This window comes from Eilatimonas milleporae, from assembly GCF_003688555.1.
Classification (GTDB): domain Bacteria; phylum Pseudomonadota; class Alphaproteobacteria; order Sphingomonadales; family Kordiimonadaceae; genus Eilatimonas; species Eilatimonas milleporae.
In genome coordinates this window covers 21,685-37,033 of record NZ_REFR01000001.1, presented here as the reverse complement: position 1 = coordinate 37,033, position 15,349 = coordinate 21,685, and the positions used below count along the sequence as shown (strand labels likewise).

Sequence of the window (15,349 nt, the reverse complement as noted above, 5' to 3'; positions counted from 1 at the left end):
CGGGGCCTGCACTCCGGCTTCCTGTGACCGACACGGGGCACTCCGGCCTGTGTTTTCTTTGCAGGCCGCCGCCGTGCCGCATACACTGTACACCATGGACCTGATGCAGTTGCTTTTGCGCGCCAGCCTGTGGGTGCGCCGCCGCCCGTCGCGGGAATTTGCCTATGCAGCGCTTGCCGTCGTCGGGCTCGTGCTGTTTGTCCTGCTGGTGGCAAACACCGTCGGCTGGCCGGAAAACTGGCAGGTCACCAAGACCCCGCGCGTCCCGATCCGCTGACACACGGACAGAAGCGGTCCCCCTGCCCGGTGATCCGGGACACAATCGGTCCCGTTTTCACAAGGGGCGGCCCGGTTCCGGCTTCTTCGATGTCAATGCGCGCACCGGCAATCTTTTGAGCGGGGAAATTATGCATCACCGCCACGTCGCTGACCCACGATCCGGCGGTGAAGGCTGTCGTCTTCCAATGACGTTGGGGAAGCGCGGTTTGATGCCACTTGCCTCAGGAAACGCGGCCCCGCAGACGCGCTATTTTGACATTCAGTTCGTTCTCTGAGTTGGCCACGACATCCGCGAATTACGCATATCAGGCTGAACTGAAAAAGTTATTGAACAGCTGCAATCATTGCCTGAACCATCTCAAACCTGATTGATTCTCCGGATTCCCCCGGCATGGAATGCACCTCTTGCATGAATGCTATTATCCCTGAGCAATAATCTTTATGAGTGGTGTCACCTTTAAGCAAGGCCTGTAGCAAATCATCAGCCATGCCGGCCTGGGAAAGACCGAAAACAAGAATCATATAATCCAGTTCAGAGGGTGGGTTTGGCGTTTGAACACCATTCTCGAATGCATTTCTTGCAAGCAGCAAATTCCTGACAACAGAGACAAGCTGTTGACTATACTCAGATATGACAATGTTTAGGTCTTCTTCGGTTAGGTTTTTGCCTCCATTGGAAGCAACTTGTATACAGAGATCCGGTTGATCTTCAAATTTCCTCAGCACATCGATATTGGTTTTTAGTAACTCCTTGCGTTGCCCGTCGGTCATTGCGGAGCCGTAAGCAGCCAAGGAAAGACGAAAATTTACAGCCTCTTCCCAAAGTATTTTCCTCGTTTGCTCGCGACTTCCAAATTCGGATTTGCGCGCATACAGACGATCTATGAGTGCATCCATGTCGTTTGGAGCAATTTTGTCTACTTCGTGCCAAAAATCAGCAAGCTGTCCATTCAGCATTATGTCCCGCATCTGCGCTTTCGAAATGTCCCAACCGGACCCCGGTTGAGGGCCATGGACAATAGCGCTGTACGTTCCGCCGGCCAGATTCCAGAGACCGGCCAAGGCCAGAAAAAACACAAGGACCGACGCCAAAATTCTTCCCAAAGAGCGGCTGTTCACCGGTTTCGTCGGATTAGATTTATACGGCAGGATCAAGACGACCAAAAAAACGACGGCACCCGCCATCAAACCCGTAATGAGTTTATATCTTTGAAGGGAAAAAGGGCTGTGTTCATTAAGAGCGCGGATACCGCCGTCGAAAGCGTTTAATCCAACGATTACAGCAACTGTGAGGAGAATGATCCAAAGGAATTGGGATTTTTTACCTCTGTTTCCAATAATGGCATATCGGAATAAGACGGATGCCGGATACAATATGATTGCCACCCCCAGCGAAGCGCTAAGCAAGTGCGCAAAATTATAGCCGAACATATGACTTATCCCCCAAGGACAACATTTATTTGCGTTTACGGAATATAATTTTTACGATTTTTTCTGGCAACTCAAGGTCGAAAAACGAAATTGCCTTTTGAGAGAGGCAAAGTTCAAACCAGAGCAATTTCCGGCCATCCCAAGTCATATCCGGCGGCAGTGCCGTCGTTCTGGTATTCGCTTTGTGTGACGGTTTGGATGGCTCAGGCGATGGTATCCCATGGCTCGCCGTTGGTTCGCGCGGCGGTCTCTGCATCAGGGAATGCCTTGAGTTTTGAGAAAGCCATCTCAATGGGATTAAAGCCGGGCGAATATGGCGGCGGGACCGAGCCTGTAAAACCGCCCGCTGACCCGCAGACAGGACCGGTCCCCCGTCCCCATTGGACCGGGACACAATCTGTCCGATTTTTACCTGATATCGTCATATATGAATATGCGGGATCATCTCGAACGCAATAACCTGACCAATTGGTCAAGATTTGACTTGACGCGCCCATGAACATGGCAGATTCTTTACATTCCCTGATTGCTGCGGCACAAGCGGTGCGGTGCAACATGGAAGACGGTGTAGGAGGGTCTCTTGAGTGAACGGTCTCAGGCATCCAGGGACGGGCGGCAACTGACGGCGGAGCAGATCGCGGACAATTTCGCCGACCTGCACACACCGCTGGACGGCATGCAGGCGATGGTGGAGGCGGACCGCTGCCTGTATTGCTATGATGCGCCCTGCATCCGCGCCTGCCCCACCGCCATCGACATCCCCACCTTCATCCACCAGATCGGCACCGGCAATGTGAACGGCGCGGCCCGCACCATACTGGACGCCAACATCATGGGCGGCACCTGCGCCCGTGTGTGCCCGACGGAAGAATTGTGCGAACAGGCCTGCGTGCGCAACACGGCCGAGGACAAACCGATTGAGATCGGCCTGCTGCAACGCCACGCCGTCGACCATCTGATAACCGACATCGACACCGGCAAGACGCCCTATCCCTTCACCCGCGCGGAGCCCAGCGGCAAGCGCGTCGCCATTGTCGGCGCGGGGCCGGCGGGGCTGGCCTGCGCGCACCGGCTGGCCATGCTGGGCCATGAGACGACAGTGTTCGAGGCCAAGGCCAAACCCGGCGGGCTGAACGAATACGGCCTGGCCGCATACAAAATGGTGGACGACTTCGCGCAGCGGGAGGTCGCCTTTCTGATGGAGATCGGCGGCATCACCGTCGAGCATGGCAAGGCGCTCGGCCGGGACATCACGCTGGAGGACTTGCGCGGCGGCTTTGACGCCGTGTTCCTCGGTGTCGGGCTGACTGACACCAATCGGGCGGGCATCGACGGCGATGACCTGGACGGTGTGGAGGACGCCATACATTTTATCGCCGCGCTCAGGCAGACGACAGGCGACCTGACAGCACTGGCGCCCGGCGACAGCGTGGTCGTCATCGGCGGCGGCAACACCGCCATCGACGCCGCCGTACAGGCCAAACGGCTGGGGGCGGAAGATGTCACCCTGGTCTACCGGCGCGGGGCGGACCACATGTCCGCCACCGAGTGGGAGCAAGATCTGGCCAGAACCAACGGCGTCAACATCCGCCTGTGGTCGCGGCCCGTCGCCTTCATGGGCGAGGGACATGTGGACGGCGTTGTCTTTGAACGCACGGAACTGGACGCGGACGGACGGCTCGCCGGCACCGGCCGCACCTACACCCTGCCCGCCGACCGGGTGCTGAAGGCCATCGGCCAGAAGCTGACGGCGGACGATGTGCGCGGCGTGACCGTCCACCGTGGTAAGATAGAGGTGGACGAGACATACCGGACCAGCCTGCCCGGCGTTTACGCCGGCGGCGACTGCATCGCCAGCGGCGAGGATCTGACCGTGCAGGCGGTGGAAGACGGCAAGCGCGCCGCCCATGCCATCGACGCCTGCCTGAAGGGCGCAACGGACCGTCAGGAAACAGACAGTCAGACAGGGGCAGCGACCGGTGCGACAAAGGAGACAACCAATGTCTAATCGCAATGGGTTCAAGCACAACGGCTCTTATCCAAACGGCTCCGGCGTGAACGGGTTTCACATCAACAGGGCCGGCGCGAAGGCCGATCTGTCCTGCCGCATCGCCGGTATCGACAGCATCAACCCCTTCTGGCTGGCCTCGGCCCCGCCGACGGACAAGAAATACAATGTAGTGCGCGCGTTCGAGGCCGGGTGGGCCGGCGCGGTGTGGAAAACGGTGGGCCCGGAACCGCCGGTGATCAATGTCACCAGCCGCTACGGCGCGCATTTCGATGCCGGGCGCGGCATTGTCGGCTTCAACAATATCGAACTGATTTCCGACCGCCCGCTGGACGTGAACCTGCGCGAGATCGAGGAATGCCGCCGGGAATGGCCGGACAGGGTCATCATCGGGTCGATGATGGCGCCGATGGACGAACAGGCGTGGAAGGATATCGCCGTCGCGCTTGCCAATGCGGGCGTGCACGGGATCGAACTGAACCTGGGTTGCCCGCACGGCATGTGCGAGCGGGGCATGGGCTCGGCCATCGGACAGGTGCCGGACTTTGTCGAACAGACGACCAGATGGGTGCGCGAGGCCGTGAACCTGCCGGTGTTCACCAAGCTGACGCCCAACATCACCGACATTCTGGTGCCCGCCGAGGCGGCGAAACAGGGCGGCGCGCACGCCGTGTCGCTGATCAATACGGTCAATTCCATCGTTTCGGTCGATCTGGACGCCATGGCGCCGACACCGACGGTGGACGGCAAGGGCACGCATGGCGGCTATTGCGGGTCGGCGGTCAAACCCATCGCGCTGAACATGGTGGCGGAAATCGCCCGCCACGCTGAGACCCGCGACCTGGAAATTTCCGCCATCGGCGGCATCGGCACATGGCGCGACGCGGCTGAGTTCATCGCGCTGGGCGCCAACGGTCTTCAGGTGTGCACGGCGGCGATGCTGTACGGGTTCCGCGTGGTCGACGACATGATCGACGGGTTGCAGGCCTATATGGACGAAAAGGGCTACCGCACGCTGGAGGATTTTCGCGGGCGCGCCATCCCCAACACGGTGGACTGGAACCAGCTCAATATGAGCTACGACCTGAAAGCCCATATCAGCGAGGACAAATGCATCGACTGCGGGCGCTGTTTCATCGCCTGTGAGGACACCTCGCACCAGGCGATTGAAATCACCGCGCAGGAGGACGGTAGCCGCCGCTTCACCGTGGTGGAAGAGGACTGTGTCGGCTGCAATCTGTGCCAACATGTCTGCCCGGTGCCGGACTGTATCGACATGCGCCCGGTGGACAATGGCGAAGCGCCGGTGACATGGCCGGAACACCCCCTGAACCCGCAGCGCCAGGCCGCAGAATAGAAAAGGGCCGCCGAATAAAGATCCCAAGCATAACAGGGCGCCGGATCAAGGCCCTTTGCGTTTCACGGAGCCCGGCGCCGCCGTCTTGTGCCCCCCGTGCGTCCATCGTCCTGAGTAACAGCCACAACAACAGGATAGAAGCGACACAGCCATGAGCGACATGCGCCCGAACGACCTGAAAGCCTACTGGATGCCGTTCACCGCCAACCGGCAGTTCAAACAGGCGCCGCGCATGGTGGTCGGCGCCGAGGGCATGTATTACAAGCTGGCCGACGGGCGCGACCTGATGGACGGCATTGCCGGCCTGTGGTGCTGCAACGCTGGGCACAAGCGTCCGCGCATTGTCGAGGCGATCCGGAAACAGGCGGGGGAACTGGACTATTCGCCCGCTTTTCAGATGGGACATTACAAGGCGTTCGAGCTGGCCAACCGGCTGGCCAATCTGATGCCCGGCGATCTAAACACTGTGTTCTTCACCAATTCCGGCTCTGAGTCGGTGGAAACCGCGCTGAAAATCGCCATTGCCTATCACCGCGCGCGCGGCGAAGGGCACCGTACCCGACTGATCGGTCGGGAAAAAGGATATCACGGCGTCAATTTCGGCGGCATGAGCGTGGGCGGCATGCCCGCCAACCGCAAGATGTTCGGTGCGCTGGTCGCCGGGGTCGACCATATGCGCCACACCCACGGCATCGCGGAAAACCGGTTTTCCCGTGGCCAGCCGGACCACGGCGCCGAGCTGGCGGACGATCTGGAACGGCTGTGCCAATTGCATGACCCATCCACAATCGCCGCCGTGATCGTGGAGCCGCTGGCGGGGTCGGCCGGGGTGATCCTGCCGCCGAAGGGGTATCTGGAACGCCTGCGCGCCATCTGCGACCGGCACGGCATCCTGCTGATCTTTGACGAGGTGATCACCGCCTACGGCCGGCTGGGCGCGCCGTTCGCCGTGGATTATTTCGGGGTGGAGCCGGACATCGTCGCCACGGCCAAGGGACTGGCCAACGGGGTCATCCCCATGGGGGCCGTCTTCGTGCAGGAGAACATCCACGACGCCTTCATGTCCGGGCCGGAGACCATGGTGGAGTTTTTCCACGGCTATACCTTTTCCGGCAACCCGATGGCCTGCGCGGCGGCGCTGGCCACGCTGGACACCTACGAGGAAGAGGACCTGTTCGAGAAAGGGCGGGTGCTCGGCGACTATTGGGCGGACGCGGTGCAGTCGCTGAAAGACTGTCCCAATGTGATCGACCTGCGCAATCTGGGGCTGATCGCCGGCATCGAACTTGAGCCCATTGCGGGTGCGCCGACCAAACGCGCCTTCGATGCTTTTCTGCGCGCCTATGAGAAAGGACTCCTCATTCGCACAACGGGCGATATTATCGCGCTGTCACCGCCGCTGATTATCGAGAAGGCGCATATCGATTTCGCCTTCGATACGCTGCGCGCGGTTTTGCGAGAGGTCGCCTGAGGGCAGGACACCGCCGAGACCGCGAGGCGTCCAGCCGGAGGGGACACGGGATGGGGAGTTTATATCCGATGAGCACTGTACAACATATTATCGCCGGCACCGAGACCGCCGGCAGCGGCACCGGCCTGGGGCCGATCTTCAATCCGGCGACCGGCGAGAAAATCGGCGATGTCACCATGGGTGGCGGCGCCGAAATCGAGGCCGCCGTCGCCGCGGCCAAGGCCGCACAGCCGGCCTGGGGCGACACGTCACCGGCCAAACGCGCCCGCGTCATGTTCGCGCTGCGCGCCCTGATGGTGGAACACGCCGACGAGATCGCGCGCACCATATCGGTCGAGCACGGCAAGGTGCATGACGACGCCCTCGGCGAGGTGCAACGCGCGCTTGAGGTGGTGGACTATGCCTGCGGCATCCCCGAACTGCTGAAAGGCCAGTTCAGCCGCAATGTCGGCCCCGGCATCGACAGCGCCGACGAACGCCAGCCGCTCGGCGTTGTGTCGGCGATCACGCCGTTCAATTTCCCGGTCATGGTGCCGGTGTGGATGATTTCCATGGCGATTGCCTGCGGCAACGCCGTCATTCTGAAACCGTCCGAGCGCGACCCGTCGAGCGCCAACCTGATCCACAAGCTGTTCGCCGAGGCGGGCCTGCCCGACGGCATCCTGAATGTGGTGCATGGCGGCAAGGACGCGGTCGACACCATTCTCGACCACCAGGACATCGCCGGTATCAGCTTCGTCGGTTCCACCGCGATTGCCGAATATGTCTACAAGCGCGGCACCGCCGGCGGCAAGCGGGTGCAGGCACTGGGCGGCGCGAAAAACCACATGATCGTGCTGCCGGACGCCGATCTGGATCAGGCGGCGGACGCCCTGATGGGCGCGGGCTTCGGCTCGGCCGGGGAACGTTGCATGGCGGTGTCCGTTGCCGTGCCGGTGGGTCAGGACACGGCGGACGCGCTGGTTGAAAAACTGGCGCCGCGCGTCGCCGCGCTGAAAATCGGCCCCGCCACCGATGCGGACGCGGAAATGGGCCCGGTCATCACGGCGGCCGCGAAAGAGCGGATCGAAGGCCTGATCAGTGAAGGCGAGAGAGAGGGCGCCGAGGTGGTCGTCGACGGGCGGGGCTTCTCGCTTCAGGGGTATGAGGGCGGTTACTGGGTCGGCGGCACGCTGATCGACAAGGTGACGCCGGAGATGACCGTCTACCGGGAAGAGATTTTCGGCCCCGTGCTGTCCGTGGTGCGGGCCACGGCCTATGACGAGGCGCTGAAGATGGTCAACGACCATGAATACGGCAACGGCACCGCCATCTTCACCCGCGACGGGGACGCGGCGCGCGATTTCGCCAACCGGGTGCAGGCCGGCATGGTCGGCATCAATGTGCCGATCCCGGTGCCGGTGGCGCATCACAGCTTCGGTGGCTGGAAACGCTCCATCTTCGGGGCGCACGGCATGTACGGCCATGAAGCGGTGCACTTCTACACCAAGCTGAAAACGGTGACAACGCGCTGGCCCACGGGCATCCGCTCGGGCGCGCAATTCAATTTCCCGAGCCTCGACTAGGGGCTTGGGACAAGGCGCGCCCACAAGGTGCGCCACAGGACCACATGCCCCGACAGGGAAAATCCCTGCCGGGGCGGAAACAGGGGGGAACAAGACCCATGACCAAGCTTCGCGGTGGCCTCATCCAGATGGGGCTGAAAGCGTCCACCGACCAGGACCCGGACACCATCCGCAAGGCGATGGTGGACGCGCACATTCCGCTGATTGAACAGGCGGGCGCCGACGGCGTGCAGGTGCTGTGCTTTCAGGAGGTCTTCACCCAGCCCTATTTCTGCCCCAGCCAGGACACCAAATGGTATGCGGCGGCCGAGACCATCCCCGACGGGCCGACGACGCGGCTGATGCAGGAGTATGCCGCCAAATACAATATGGTCATCGTGGTGCCGATCTATGAGGCGGACGCGGTGACCGGTCTGTATTACAACACCGCCGCCGTCATCGATGCCGACGGCACCTATCTGGGCAAATACCGCAAAACCCACATCCCGCAGGTGGCGGGCTTCTGGGAGAAATTCTTCTTCCGTCCCGGTTCCAGCGAGTGGCCGGTGTTCGAGACCGCCTACTGCAAGCTTGGCGTCTATATCTGCTATGACCGCCACTTCCCCGAGGGCTGGCGGGCCCTGGCCCTGAACGGGGCGGAATATATCGTCAACCCGTCGGCCACGGTCGCGGGCCTGAGCGAATATCTGTGGAAACTGGAACAGCCGGCGTCGGCCGCCGCCAACGGCTGCTGGATCGGTGCCATCAACCGTGTCGGCACCGAAGCCCCGTGGGACATCGGCGAGTTTTACGGCCAGAGCTATTTCGTCAACCCGCGCGGCCAGATCGAGGCCATCGCCAGCCGCGACAAGGACGAATTGCTGATCCATGACATGGATATGGACATGGTCCGCGAGGTCCGCGACCTGTGGCAGTTTTTCCGCGACCGCCGGCCTGACACATACTGGAGCCTGACCGACAGTGAATAAAACCCGCCCGGCCAAGGGGCAACGGCAGCAAAGGGCCACAGAAGCATAACAGCGGTACCGGGCAGGACACATATGGGGCAAAAATTCTTAGGGGGCCTATGACCGACGCCACCAGCGCAAGCGATGCAGTGACCACCACGGCAACCACCATGACAGCCACTATGGCGGAAGGGGCCGACAGCGCCCTGTGGAACGAGGACCTCGCCCCCACCGCCGCGCGGGACCGGACCTGGGACTGGCGGTCCTTCGCGGCCCTGTGGGTTGCCATGGTGGTGTGCGTGCCGACCTATCTGCTGGCCGGGGGACTGGTCAGCGAGGGGATGAACTGGTGGCAGGCGGTGATGACCGTCTTTCTCGGCAATGTCATCGTACTGGTGCCGATGCTGCTGGTCGGCCATGCCGGCGCGAAACACGGCGTCCCCTTTCCGGTTCTGCTCAGATCAGCGTTTGGCACCACGGGGGCGAAAATCCCCGCGCTGGCGCGGGGGCTGGTCGCCTGCGGCTGGTTCGGCATCAACACATGGGTCGGCGGGTCGGCGATTTACGTCATCCTGAACGCCCTGACGGACAATCTGTTCGCGGGTAGTCCCTTACCCGTCCTTGGCATCGACCCGGCGCAGACGGTGTGTTTTTTCGCCTTTTGGGGGCTGCATATCTATTTCATCCGCCAGGGCACGGAAAGCATCCGCTGGCTGGAAATGCTGGCCGCGCCCTTTCTCATCCTGATGGGACTGGCGCTGCTTGCCTGGGCGTATGTGACCGCCGGCGGTTTCGGCGAAATGCTGTCGGCCCCGTCCGCCTTCGCCCCCGGCGGCGCCAAGCAAGGACAGTTCTGGCCGACCTTTTTCGTCAGCCTGACGGGCATGGTCGGCTTCTGGGCGACCATGGCGCTGAACATTCCCGACTTCACCCGGTTCGCCCGCAGCCAGCGCGACCAGATCATCGGACAGGCCGTGGGCCTGCCGGTGCCGATGGCGCTGTTCACCTTTATCGGCGTGGCGGTGACATCGGCCACGGTGGTGATTTACGGCGAGGCGATCTGGGACCCGGTGCAACTGGCCGGGCGTATGGGCGGGCTGGGCGTCATCGTCGCGCTGGCCGCCCTTGTCATCGCCACGCTGACCACCAACATGGCGGCCAATGTGGTGGCGCCGGCTTACGGCTTTTCCAATCTGGCGCCCGGCGCCATCAGTTTCCGCATGGGCGGCTATATCACCGCCGGCATCGGGGTCGCCATGTTCCCGTGGCGACTGATGGAGACGGCGGGCGACTATATCGTCACCTGGCTGGTGGGCTATTCCGCCCTGCTCGGCCCGATAGCCGGGATTCTGATCGCCGATTATTATCTGATCCGCCGTACCAGGCTGACAGTGGAGGAGCTGTTCCGCGAGGACGGCCGTTACAGTGGAAACGGCGGCTGGAACCGCGCCGGCATCGTCGCGCTGATCCTTGGCATCCTGCCGAGCCTGCCGGGGTTCCTGGCGAATGTGCGTCTGGTCGACGATGTGCCCGGCGTGCTGGCCGTGCTGTATGGTTATGCCTGGTTTGTCGGCTTTGGCGTGGCGGCGCTGGCCTATCTGCTGCTGGCGCGGCGGGGCTGAAAAAACCGACGCTTGCGCCAGATCAAGGACAAACACCACCGGAACGGGTCATACAGGACGCCCGGATCAAGCCGAAGTTTGGAAGGAGACACGCCATGTCGCTGATTATCAAGGGGGGCACGGTCGTCAATGCGGACCGGTCCTTCAGGGCCGATGTTTACTGCGAGGACGGCGTGATCAAGGCCGTGGGCACGGACCTGGACACGCCCGGTGATGCCGAGGTGATCGACGCGGGCGGGCAATATGTCATGCCCGGCGGCATCGATCCGCACACCCATATGCAACTGCCCTTCATGGGCACCGTCGCGTCCGAGGATTTCGAGACCGGCACCGCCGCCGCCATGGCGGGCGGGACGACGATGATCATCGATTTCGTCATTCCGGACCCTGAGGAAAACCTGATGGCGGCCTACCGCAAATGGCGCGGCTGGGCGGAAAAAGCCTGTGCCGATTACGCCTTCCACGTGGCCGTCACCTGGTGGGACGACAGCGTCCATGCCGACATGGGCACACTGGTCCGGGAAGAGGGCGTCAACAGCTTCAAGCATTTCATGGCGTACAAGGGCGCCATCATGGCCGAGGACGAGGTCCTTTATAACAGTTTCACCCGCGCGCTGGAGCTGGGCGCCATTCCCACCGTGCACGCGGAAAACGGCGAGCTGGTCTGGCAGTTACAGCGCAAGCTGCTGGAGATGGGTATCACCGGGCCGGAGGCCCACCCCCTGTCCCGCCCGCCGGAGGCCGAGGGCGAGGCCGCCAACCGCGCCATCCGGCTGGCGCAGGTAATCGGCTGTCCGCTGTATATCGTGCATGTGTCCTGCCGGCAGGCGCTGGAGGAAATCGCCCGCGCCCAGGCCGAGGGCAGCCGCGTTTTCGGCGAGGTGCTGGCCGGACACCTGCTGATTGACGAAAGCGTGTACCGCCACCCGGATTTCGATGTGGCCGCCGCCCATGTGATGTCGCCGCCTTTCCGTGCCAAGGAACATCAGGCCGCCCTGTGGAAGGGACTGCAATCGGGCACACTGCAAACCACGGGGACGGACCACTGCTGTTTCTGCGCACCGCAAAAGGCCATGGGCAAGGATGACTTTTCCCTCATCCCCAACGGCACCGGCGGGGTCGAGGACCGCATGTCGGTCCTGTGGACCCACGGTGTGACCACGGGCCGCCTGACGGTGGAGGAATTTGTCGCCGTTACCAGTACGAACGCGGCCAAGATTTTCAACATCTATCCTCGCAAGGGCTGGGTCGGCGAAGGGGCCGACGCCGACATCACCGTGTGGGACCCGGCGGCAACGAAGACCATTTCCGTCAAAACCCACCACCAAAAGGTGGACTATAATATTTTCGAGGGGATGGAGATCACCGGCCTTGCCTCCCACACCGTCGCGAACGGCAAACTGACCTGGGCGAACGGGGACCTGCGCGCGGTGCGCGGCGCGGGGTCTTATGTGAAGCGCCCGGCCTTCCAGCCGGTCTTCCACGCGCTGGAGAAAATCGCCCGGGCGAACGTGCCCACGGCGGTCGCGCGCAGCTGAACGCGTGGACAAAGCATTACGCGGACAAAACCAAAAAACGCCCCGCTCCGGACATATGCCGGTGCGGGGTGTTTTGTTGTCTGCCTTAAGGCCGGCCGCTAGCTGAAGGCTTCCACCACGGGCATGCGCGCGGCACGCCAGGCCGGGAAAAAACCGCCGATCAAGCCGACGGTCAGCGCCATGACAATGCCGTTGACGATCAATTGCGGCGAAAATTCAAAGCGGAAAACGACCTGTGTGAAACTGCCGCCGAGCGTGGACGCCGACAGGCCGTCAAACAGCAGGAAGGCGGCGAGGGTGCCGATGACGCCGCCGATGATCGCCAAAACCAGACTTTCCGTCAGCGTGCCGACGAAAGCAGAGAGACCGCCGAAGCCGATGGCCCGCAGCGTGGCAATATCCCTGGCGCGGGAGGAGACGGAGGTGTACATGGTGTTGAGAGCCCCGGCCAGCGCACCAAGCGCCATGGCCACGGCAAGCGCATTGCCGATGATGACCAGACTGTCCAGACCGGAGGCCTGATCGGCGAAATAGTCCTTTTCCGTCACAATGTCGAAATTCAGCCTGGGGTCGGCCTCGATGAAATCGCGGATCGGGTCCACCACGCCCGGCTCGGACAGTTTCAGCCGCATGCTTTGAAAGCTGTTGCCGCGCCGGAACTGGCTTTGCACCATCAGGGCATCGGCCCACATTTCCCCTTCAAAAGCGGAGCCGCCGGCGGAAAAGGTGCCGACCACCTCCCATGTGGTTTTGCCGAAGGTCACCCGGTTGCCCAGCTCAAACCCGGCGAACTGGCGCAGGACACCCTCGCCGACGATGATTTCGTTGCGGCCGGTCTCGAACATGCGGCCGTCGACGATGGTGATGTTTTCGCGCAGGGTCAGGCCCCGCTGGTCAATACCGCGCAGCGGCAGGTTGACCTCGGTGCCCGAGGATTTCTTGATGCCGTCGACAATGACGTACAGCTCGCCCGAGACAAGCAGCTGTCCGTCCGTCTGCCTGGCGATGCCCGGCGCGGTTTCGAGGATGTTGAGCTGATCGCGTCCCAGCACACTGTTCACTTCCGAGCGGGAACCGACGCGGGTGACGACAGCCACCTCGTCCGAGCCGCTGCCGGCAAGTGTTTGCTGGAATCCGTTGCCCATGGCCTGAAACGCCAACAGGACGGCCACGACCACCGCCACTGCCAGAATAGCGGCCAGGGACATCCAGAAGCGTTGCGGCAGGCTGCGGATATTCATGGCGATAACGGCGCTGATCTGCGCGGATAGGGAACCCATGGCCTATTTCCTTGACAAGGCGGTGATGACATTGAGGCGCATGGCGCTGACTGCCGGAATGATCCCGGTCACCAGCCCCAGCAGGATCATGTACAGAAGCGAGACAGCGACGATCTCGCCGTCCATGATCAACTGCGGAATGGGCAGGCCGGGAATGCTGTTGGCCGCCTGCAACAGCATGAAGGCAAGGCCGAGACCGAGTGCCCCGCCCATGATGGACAGGATAAGCGATTCAGACAGCACCATGCGGAAAATCCGCGGCGCGGGAAAGCCCAGCGTCTTCATCACCGCGATCTCGTTGGTGCGCTCACGGATGGCCAGCACCATGGTGTTGCCGACGATAAACAGGATGGTGAAGAACGCGGCCCCGACGACCGAGGTGATGATCAGCCCGATATTGCCGATCTGCTCGATGAAGGCCTTGTTGAACACTTCTTCCGGCACGGTTTCGGTCTCGAAGAAACTGTTGGCGAATTGATCGTCAATGGCCTTGATGACCTGTTCGTTCAGGGCCGGGTCGCTTGTGCGCACACCGACAAAGCCGAGATAGTCGCGCCCGAAAGAGCGGCTTTCATTGAAATAGTCATAGTGGAAATAGACGCTGATGGTATCGAACTGGGGGTCGGACCCCTCATAAATGCCGACCACATCGAAATCCCATGTCTGTCCACCGGACGTCTGGGAAAAGATATTGGACGACACCGGGATACGGTCGCCCACCTTCCAGCCATATTGTTCCGCCGTAGTCTTGCCGGCGATCAGACCCTGCTGATTGCGCAAAAAGGCTTCGCGCTGATCATCGGGCAGGACGATTTCCTCATAGACCTGAAACAGTTCCTCGGGCGAGGCCGCGAACATCGGCATGGCATTTTTCGGGTCCTGATAATAGCCGCCGAACCAGTTGAAATGGGCGGCGGCCTCGACCCCTTCGATACCCTTGATCCGGTTGAAGTAGGCGTAAGGCAGCGGCTGGGTGAAATTGACCTTGTTGACCACGACAAGCCTGTCGTCCGCCGCCAGGTCCACACCGGCATCGAGCGCCGACTGGAACGCCGCCAGTGCCCCGTAAATGACAAAGGCGATGAAAATGGCAAACAGCGTCAGTGAAAACCGCAGCCATTTGCGTGTCAGATTCTTCAGGACAAGATACAGGTCGTTCATAGCGCCAGTTCCTTCTCGACAAAGCGGCCCTTGTCGAGATGCAGGGTGCGCTTGGCGTATCTGGCCGCTTCGGGGTCGTGGGTGACCATGACGATGGTCTTGCCGTAATCGCGGTTCAGCGTTTGCAGCATTTCCAGAATTTCATTGGCGGTCGTGCGGTCCAGATCCCCCGTCGGCTCGTCGCACAGCAGCAGTTTGGGGTCGGAGACAATGGCACGGGCAATGGCCACGCGCTGCATCTGCCCGCCCGACATTTCCTTCGGCGAATGGCCCGCCCGGTCGGCCAGACCGACCAGTTCCAGCGCGGCCGCCACGCTCTGCCGGCGCCGCTTGGACGACAGGTTGGTCAACAACAGCGGCAGTTCCACATTGCGCGCGGCGGTCAGCATGGGCATCAGATTGTAGAACTGGAAGATGAAGCCGATATTATCGGCACGCCAGCGTGACAATTGCCCCTCGTTCAGGGTGTCGACGCGTGATCCGTCGAACCAGATTTCGCCGCTGGTGGGCTGATCGACACCGCCGAGCATATTGAGGAGGGTCGTCTTGCCGGACCCGGACGGCCCCATGATGGCGACGAAATCCCCTTCTTCGATGGCCATGTCGAGGCCGTCGAAAATCGTGATGGTTTCCTTGCCCTTGGTGAAACGTTTACCGATGCTTTTCAGATCGAAGAGAGCCTTCGCCATA

At 61.8% G+C, this 15,349-nt stretch carries 12 protein-coding genes and 1 pseudogene; 8 read left to right on the top strand and 5 right to left on the bottom strand.

Annotated elements, in window-relative coordinates; genetic code table 11:
- Positions 1–49: 49 nt before the first annotated feature.
- The gene (locus BXY39_RS00165; protein ID WP_121936825.1) at positions 50–277 is read left to right on the top strand and encodes a hypothetical protein; all 228 of its coding nucleotides are present in this window, start codon (positions 50–52) and stop codon (positions 275–277) included.
- 326 nt (positions 278–603) lie between these two features.
- Here the strand turns inward: BXY39_RS00165 and BXY39_RS19235 are convergent, their stop codons facing one another.
- Positions 604–1,710, bottom strand: coding sequence for a hypothetical protein (locus BXY39_RS19235; RefSeq protein WP_170163512.1), 1,107 nt, complete (start codon positions 1,708–1,710; stop codon positions 604–606).
- A gap of 113 nt (positions 1,711–1,823) precedes the next feature.
- Positions 1,824–2,030 (bottom strand): annotated as a pseudogene (locus tag BXY39_RS19610) (hypothetical protein); the annotation flags it as partial.
- Between the two features lie 260 nt (positions 2,031–2,290).
- On the opposite strand from BXY39_RS19610, the gene BXY39_RS00145 reads away from it, so the two are divergent.
- The 7 genes from BXY39_RS00145 (at position 2,291) to hydA (ending at position 12,218) form a co-directional block, all read left to right on the top strand.
- The gene (locus BXY39_RS00145; RefSeq protein ID WP_281269985.1) at positions 2,291–3,718 is read left to right on the top strand and encodes an NAD(P)-dependent oxidoreductase; all 1,428 of its coding nucleotides are present in this window, start codon (positions 2,291–2,293) and stop codon (positions 3,716–3,718) included.
- Positions 3,711–5,075, top strand: coding sequence for an NAD-dependent dihydropyrimidine dehydrogenase subunit PreA (gene preA, locus BXY39_RS00140; RefSeq protein ID WP_121936821.1), 1,365 nt, complete (start codon positions 3,711–3,713; stop codon positions 5,073–5,075). The genes BXY39_RS00145 and preA overlap by 8 nt, the downstream gene beginning before the upstream one ends.
- Positions 5,076–5,226: 151 nt before the next feature.
- A complete protein-coding gene (aptA, locus tag BXY39_RS00135) occupies positions 5,227–6,546 on the top strand; it encodes an omega-aminotransferase AptA (RefSeq protein WP_121936820.1) in 1,320 nt (439 codons plus the stop codon).
- Between the two features lie 68 nt (positions 6,547–6,614).
- A complete protein-coding gene (locus BXY39_RS00130) occupies positions 6,615–8,111 on the top strand; it encodes a CoA-acylating methylmalonate-semialdehyde dehydrogenase (protein WP_121936819.1) in 1,497 nt (498 codons plus the stop codon).
- 98 nt (positions 8,112–8,209) lie between these two features.
- The gene (locus tag BXY39_RS00125; RefSeq protein WP_121936818.1) at positions 8,210–9,079 is read left to right on the top strand and encodes a nitrilase-related carbon-nitrogen hydrolase; all 870 of its coding nucleotides are present in this window, start codon (positions 8,210–8,212) and stop codon (positions 9,077–9,079) included.
- Positions 9,080–9,228: 149 nt separating this feature from the next.
- Positions 9,229–10,680, top strand: a complete 1,452-nt coding sequence (locus BXY39_RS00120) for an NCS1 family nucleobase:cation symporter (RefSeq protein ID WP_121936871.1) — start codon at positions 9,229–9,231, stop codon at positions 10,678–10,680.
- 95 nt (positions 10,681–10,775) lie between these two features.
- Positions 10,776–12,218 carry a dihydropyrimidinase gene (gene hydA / locus BXY39_RS00115; RefSeq protein WP_121936817.1) on the top strand — a complete coding sequence of 481 codons (1,443 nt, stop codon included), beginning with the start codon at positions 10,776–10,778 and terminating at the stop codon, positions 12,216–12,218.
- A 98-nt stretch (positions 12,219–12,316) separates the two neighbouring features.
- Here the strand turns inward: hydA and BXY39_RS00110 are convergent, their stop codons facing one another.
- The 3 genes from BXY39_RS00110 to BXY39_RS00100 are packed head-to-tail and all read right to left on the bottom strand — an operon-like array spanning position 12,317 to position 15,348.
- Entirely contained in the window at positions 12,317–13,498 is a 1,182-nt protein-coding gene (locus BXY39_RS00110; RefSeq protein ID WP_121936816.1) for an ABC transporter permease, read from the bottom strand.
- 3 nt (positions 13,499–13,501) lie between these two features.
- Positions 13,502–14,659, bottom strand: a complete 1,158-nt coding sequence (locus BXY39_RS00105) for an ABC transporter permease (protein ID WP_121936815.1) — start codon at positions 14,657–14,659, stop codon at positions 13,502–13,504.
- Positions 14,656–15,348 carry an ABC transporter ATP-binding protein gene (locus BXY39_RS00100; RefSeq protein WP_121936870.1) on the bottom strand — a complete coding sequence of 231 codons (693 nt, stop codon included), beginning with the start codon at positions 15,346–15,348 and terminating at the stop codon, positions 14,656–14,658. The genes BXY39_RS00105 and BXY39_RS00100 overlap by 4 nt, the downstream gene beginning before the upstream one ends.
- Position 15,349 lies beyond the last annotated feature (1 nt).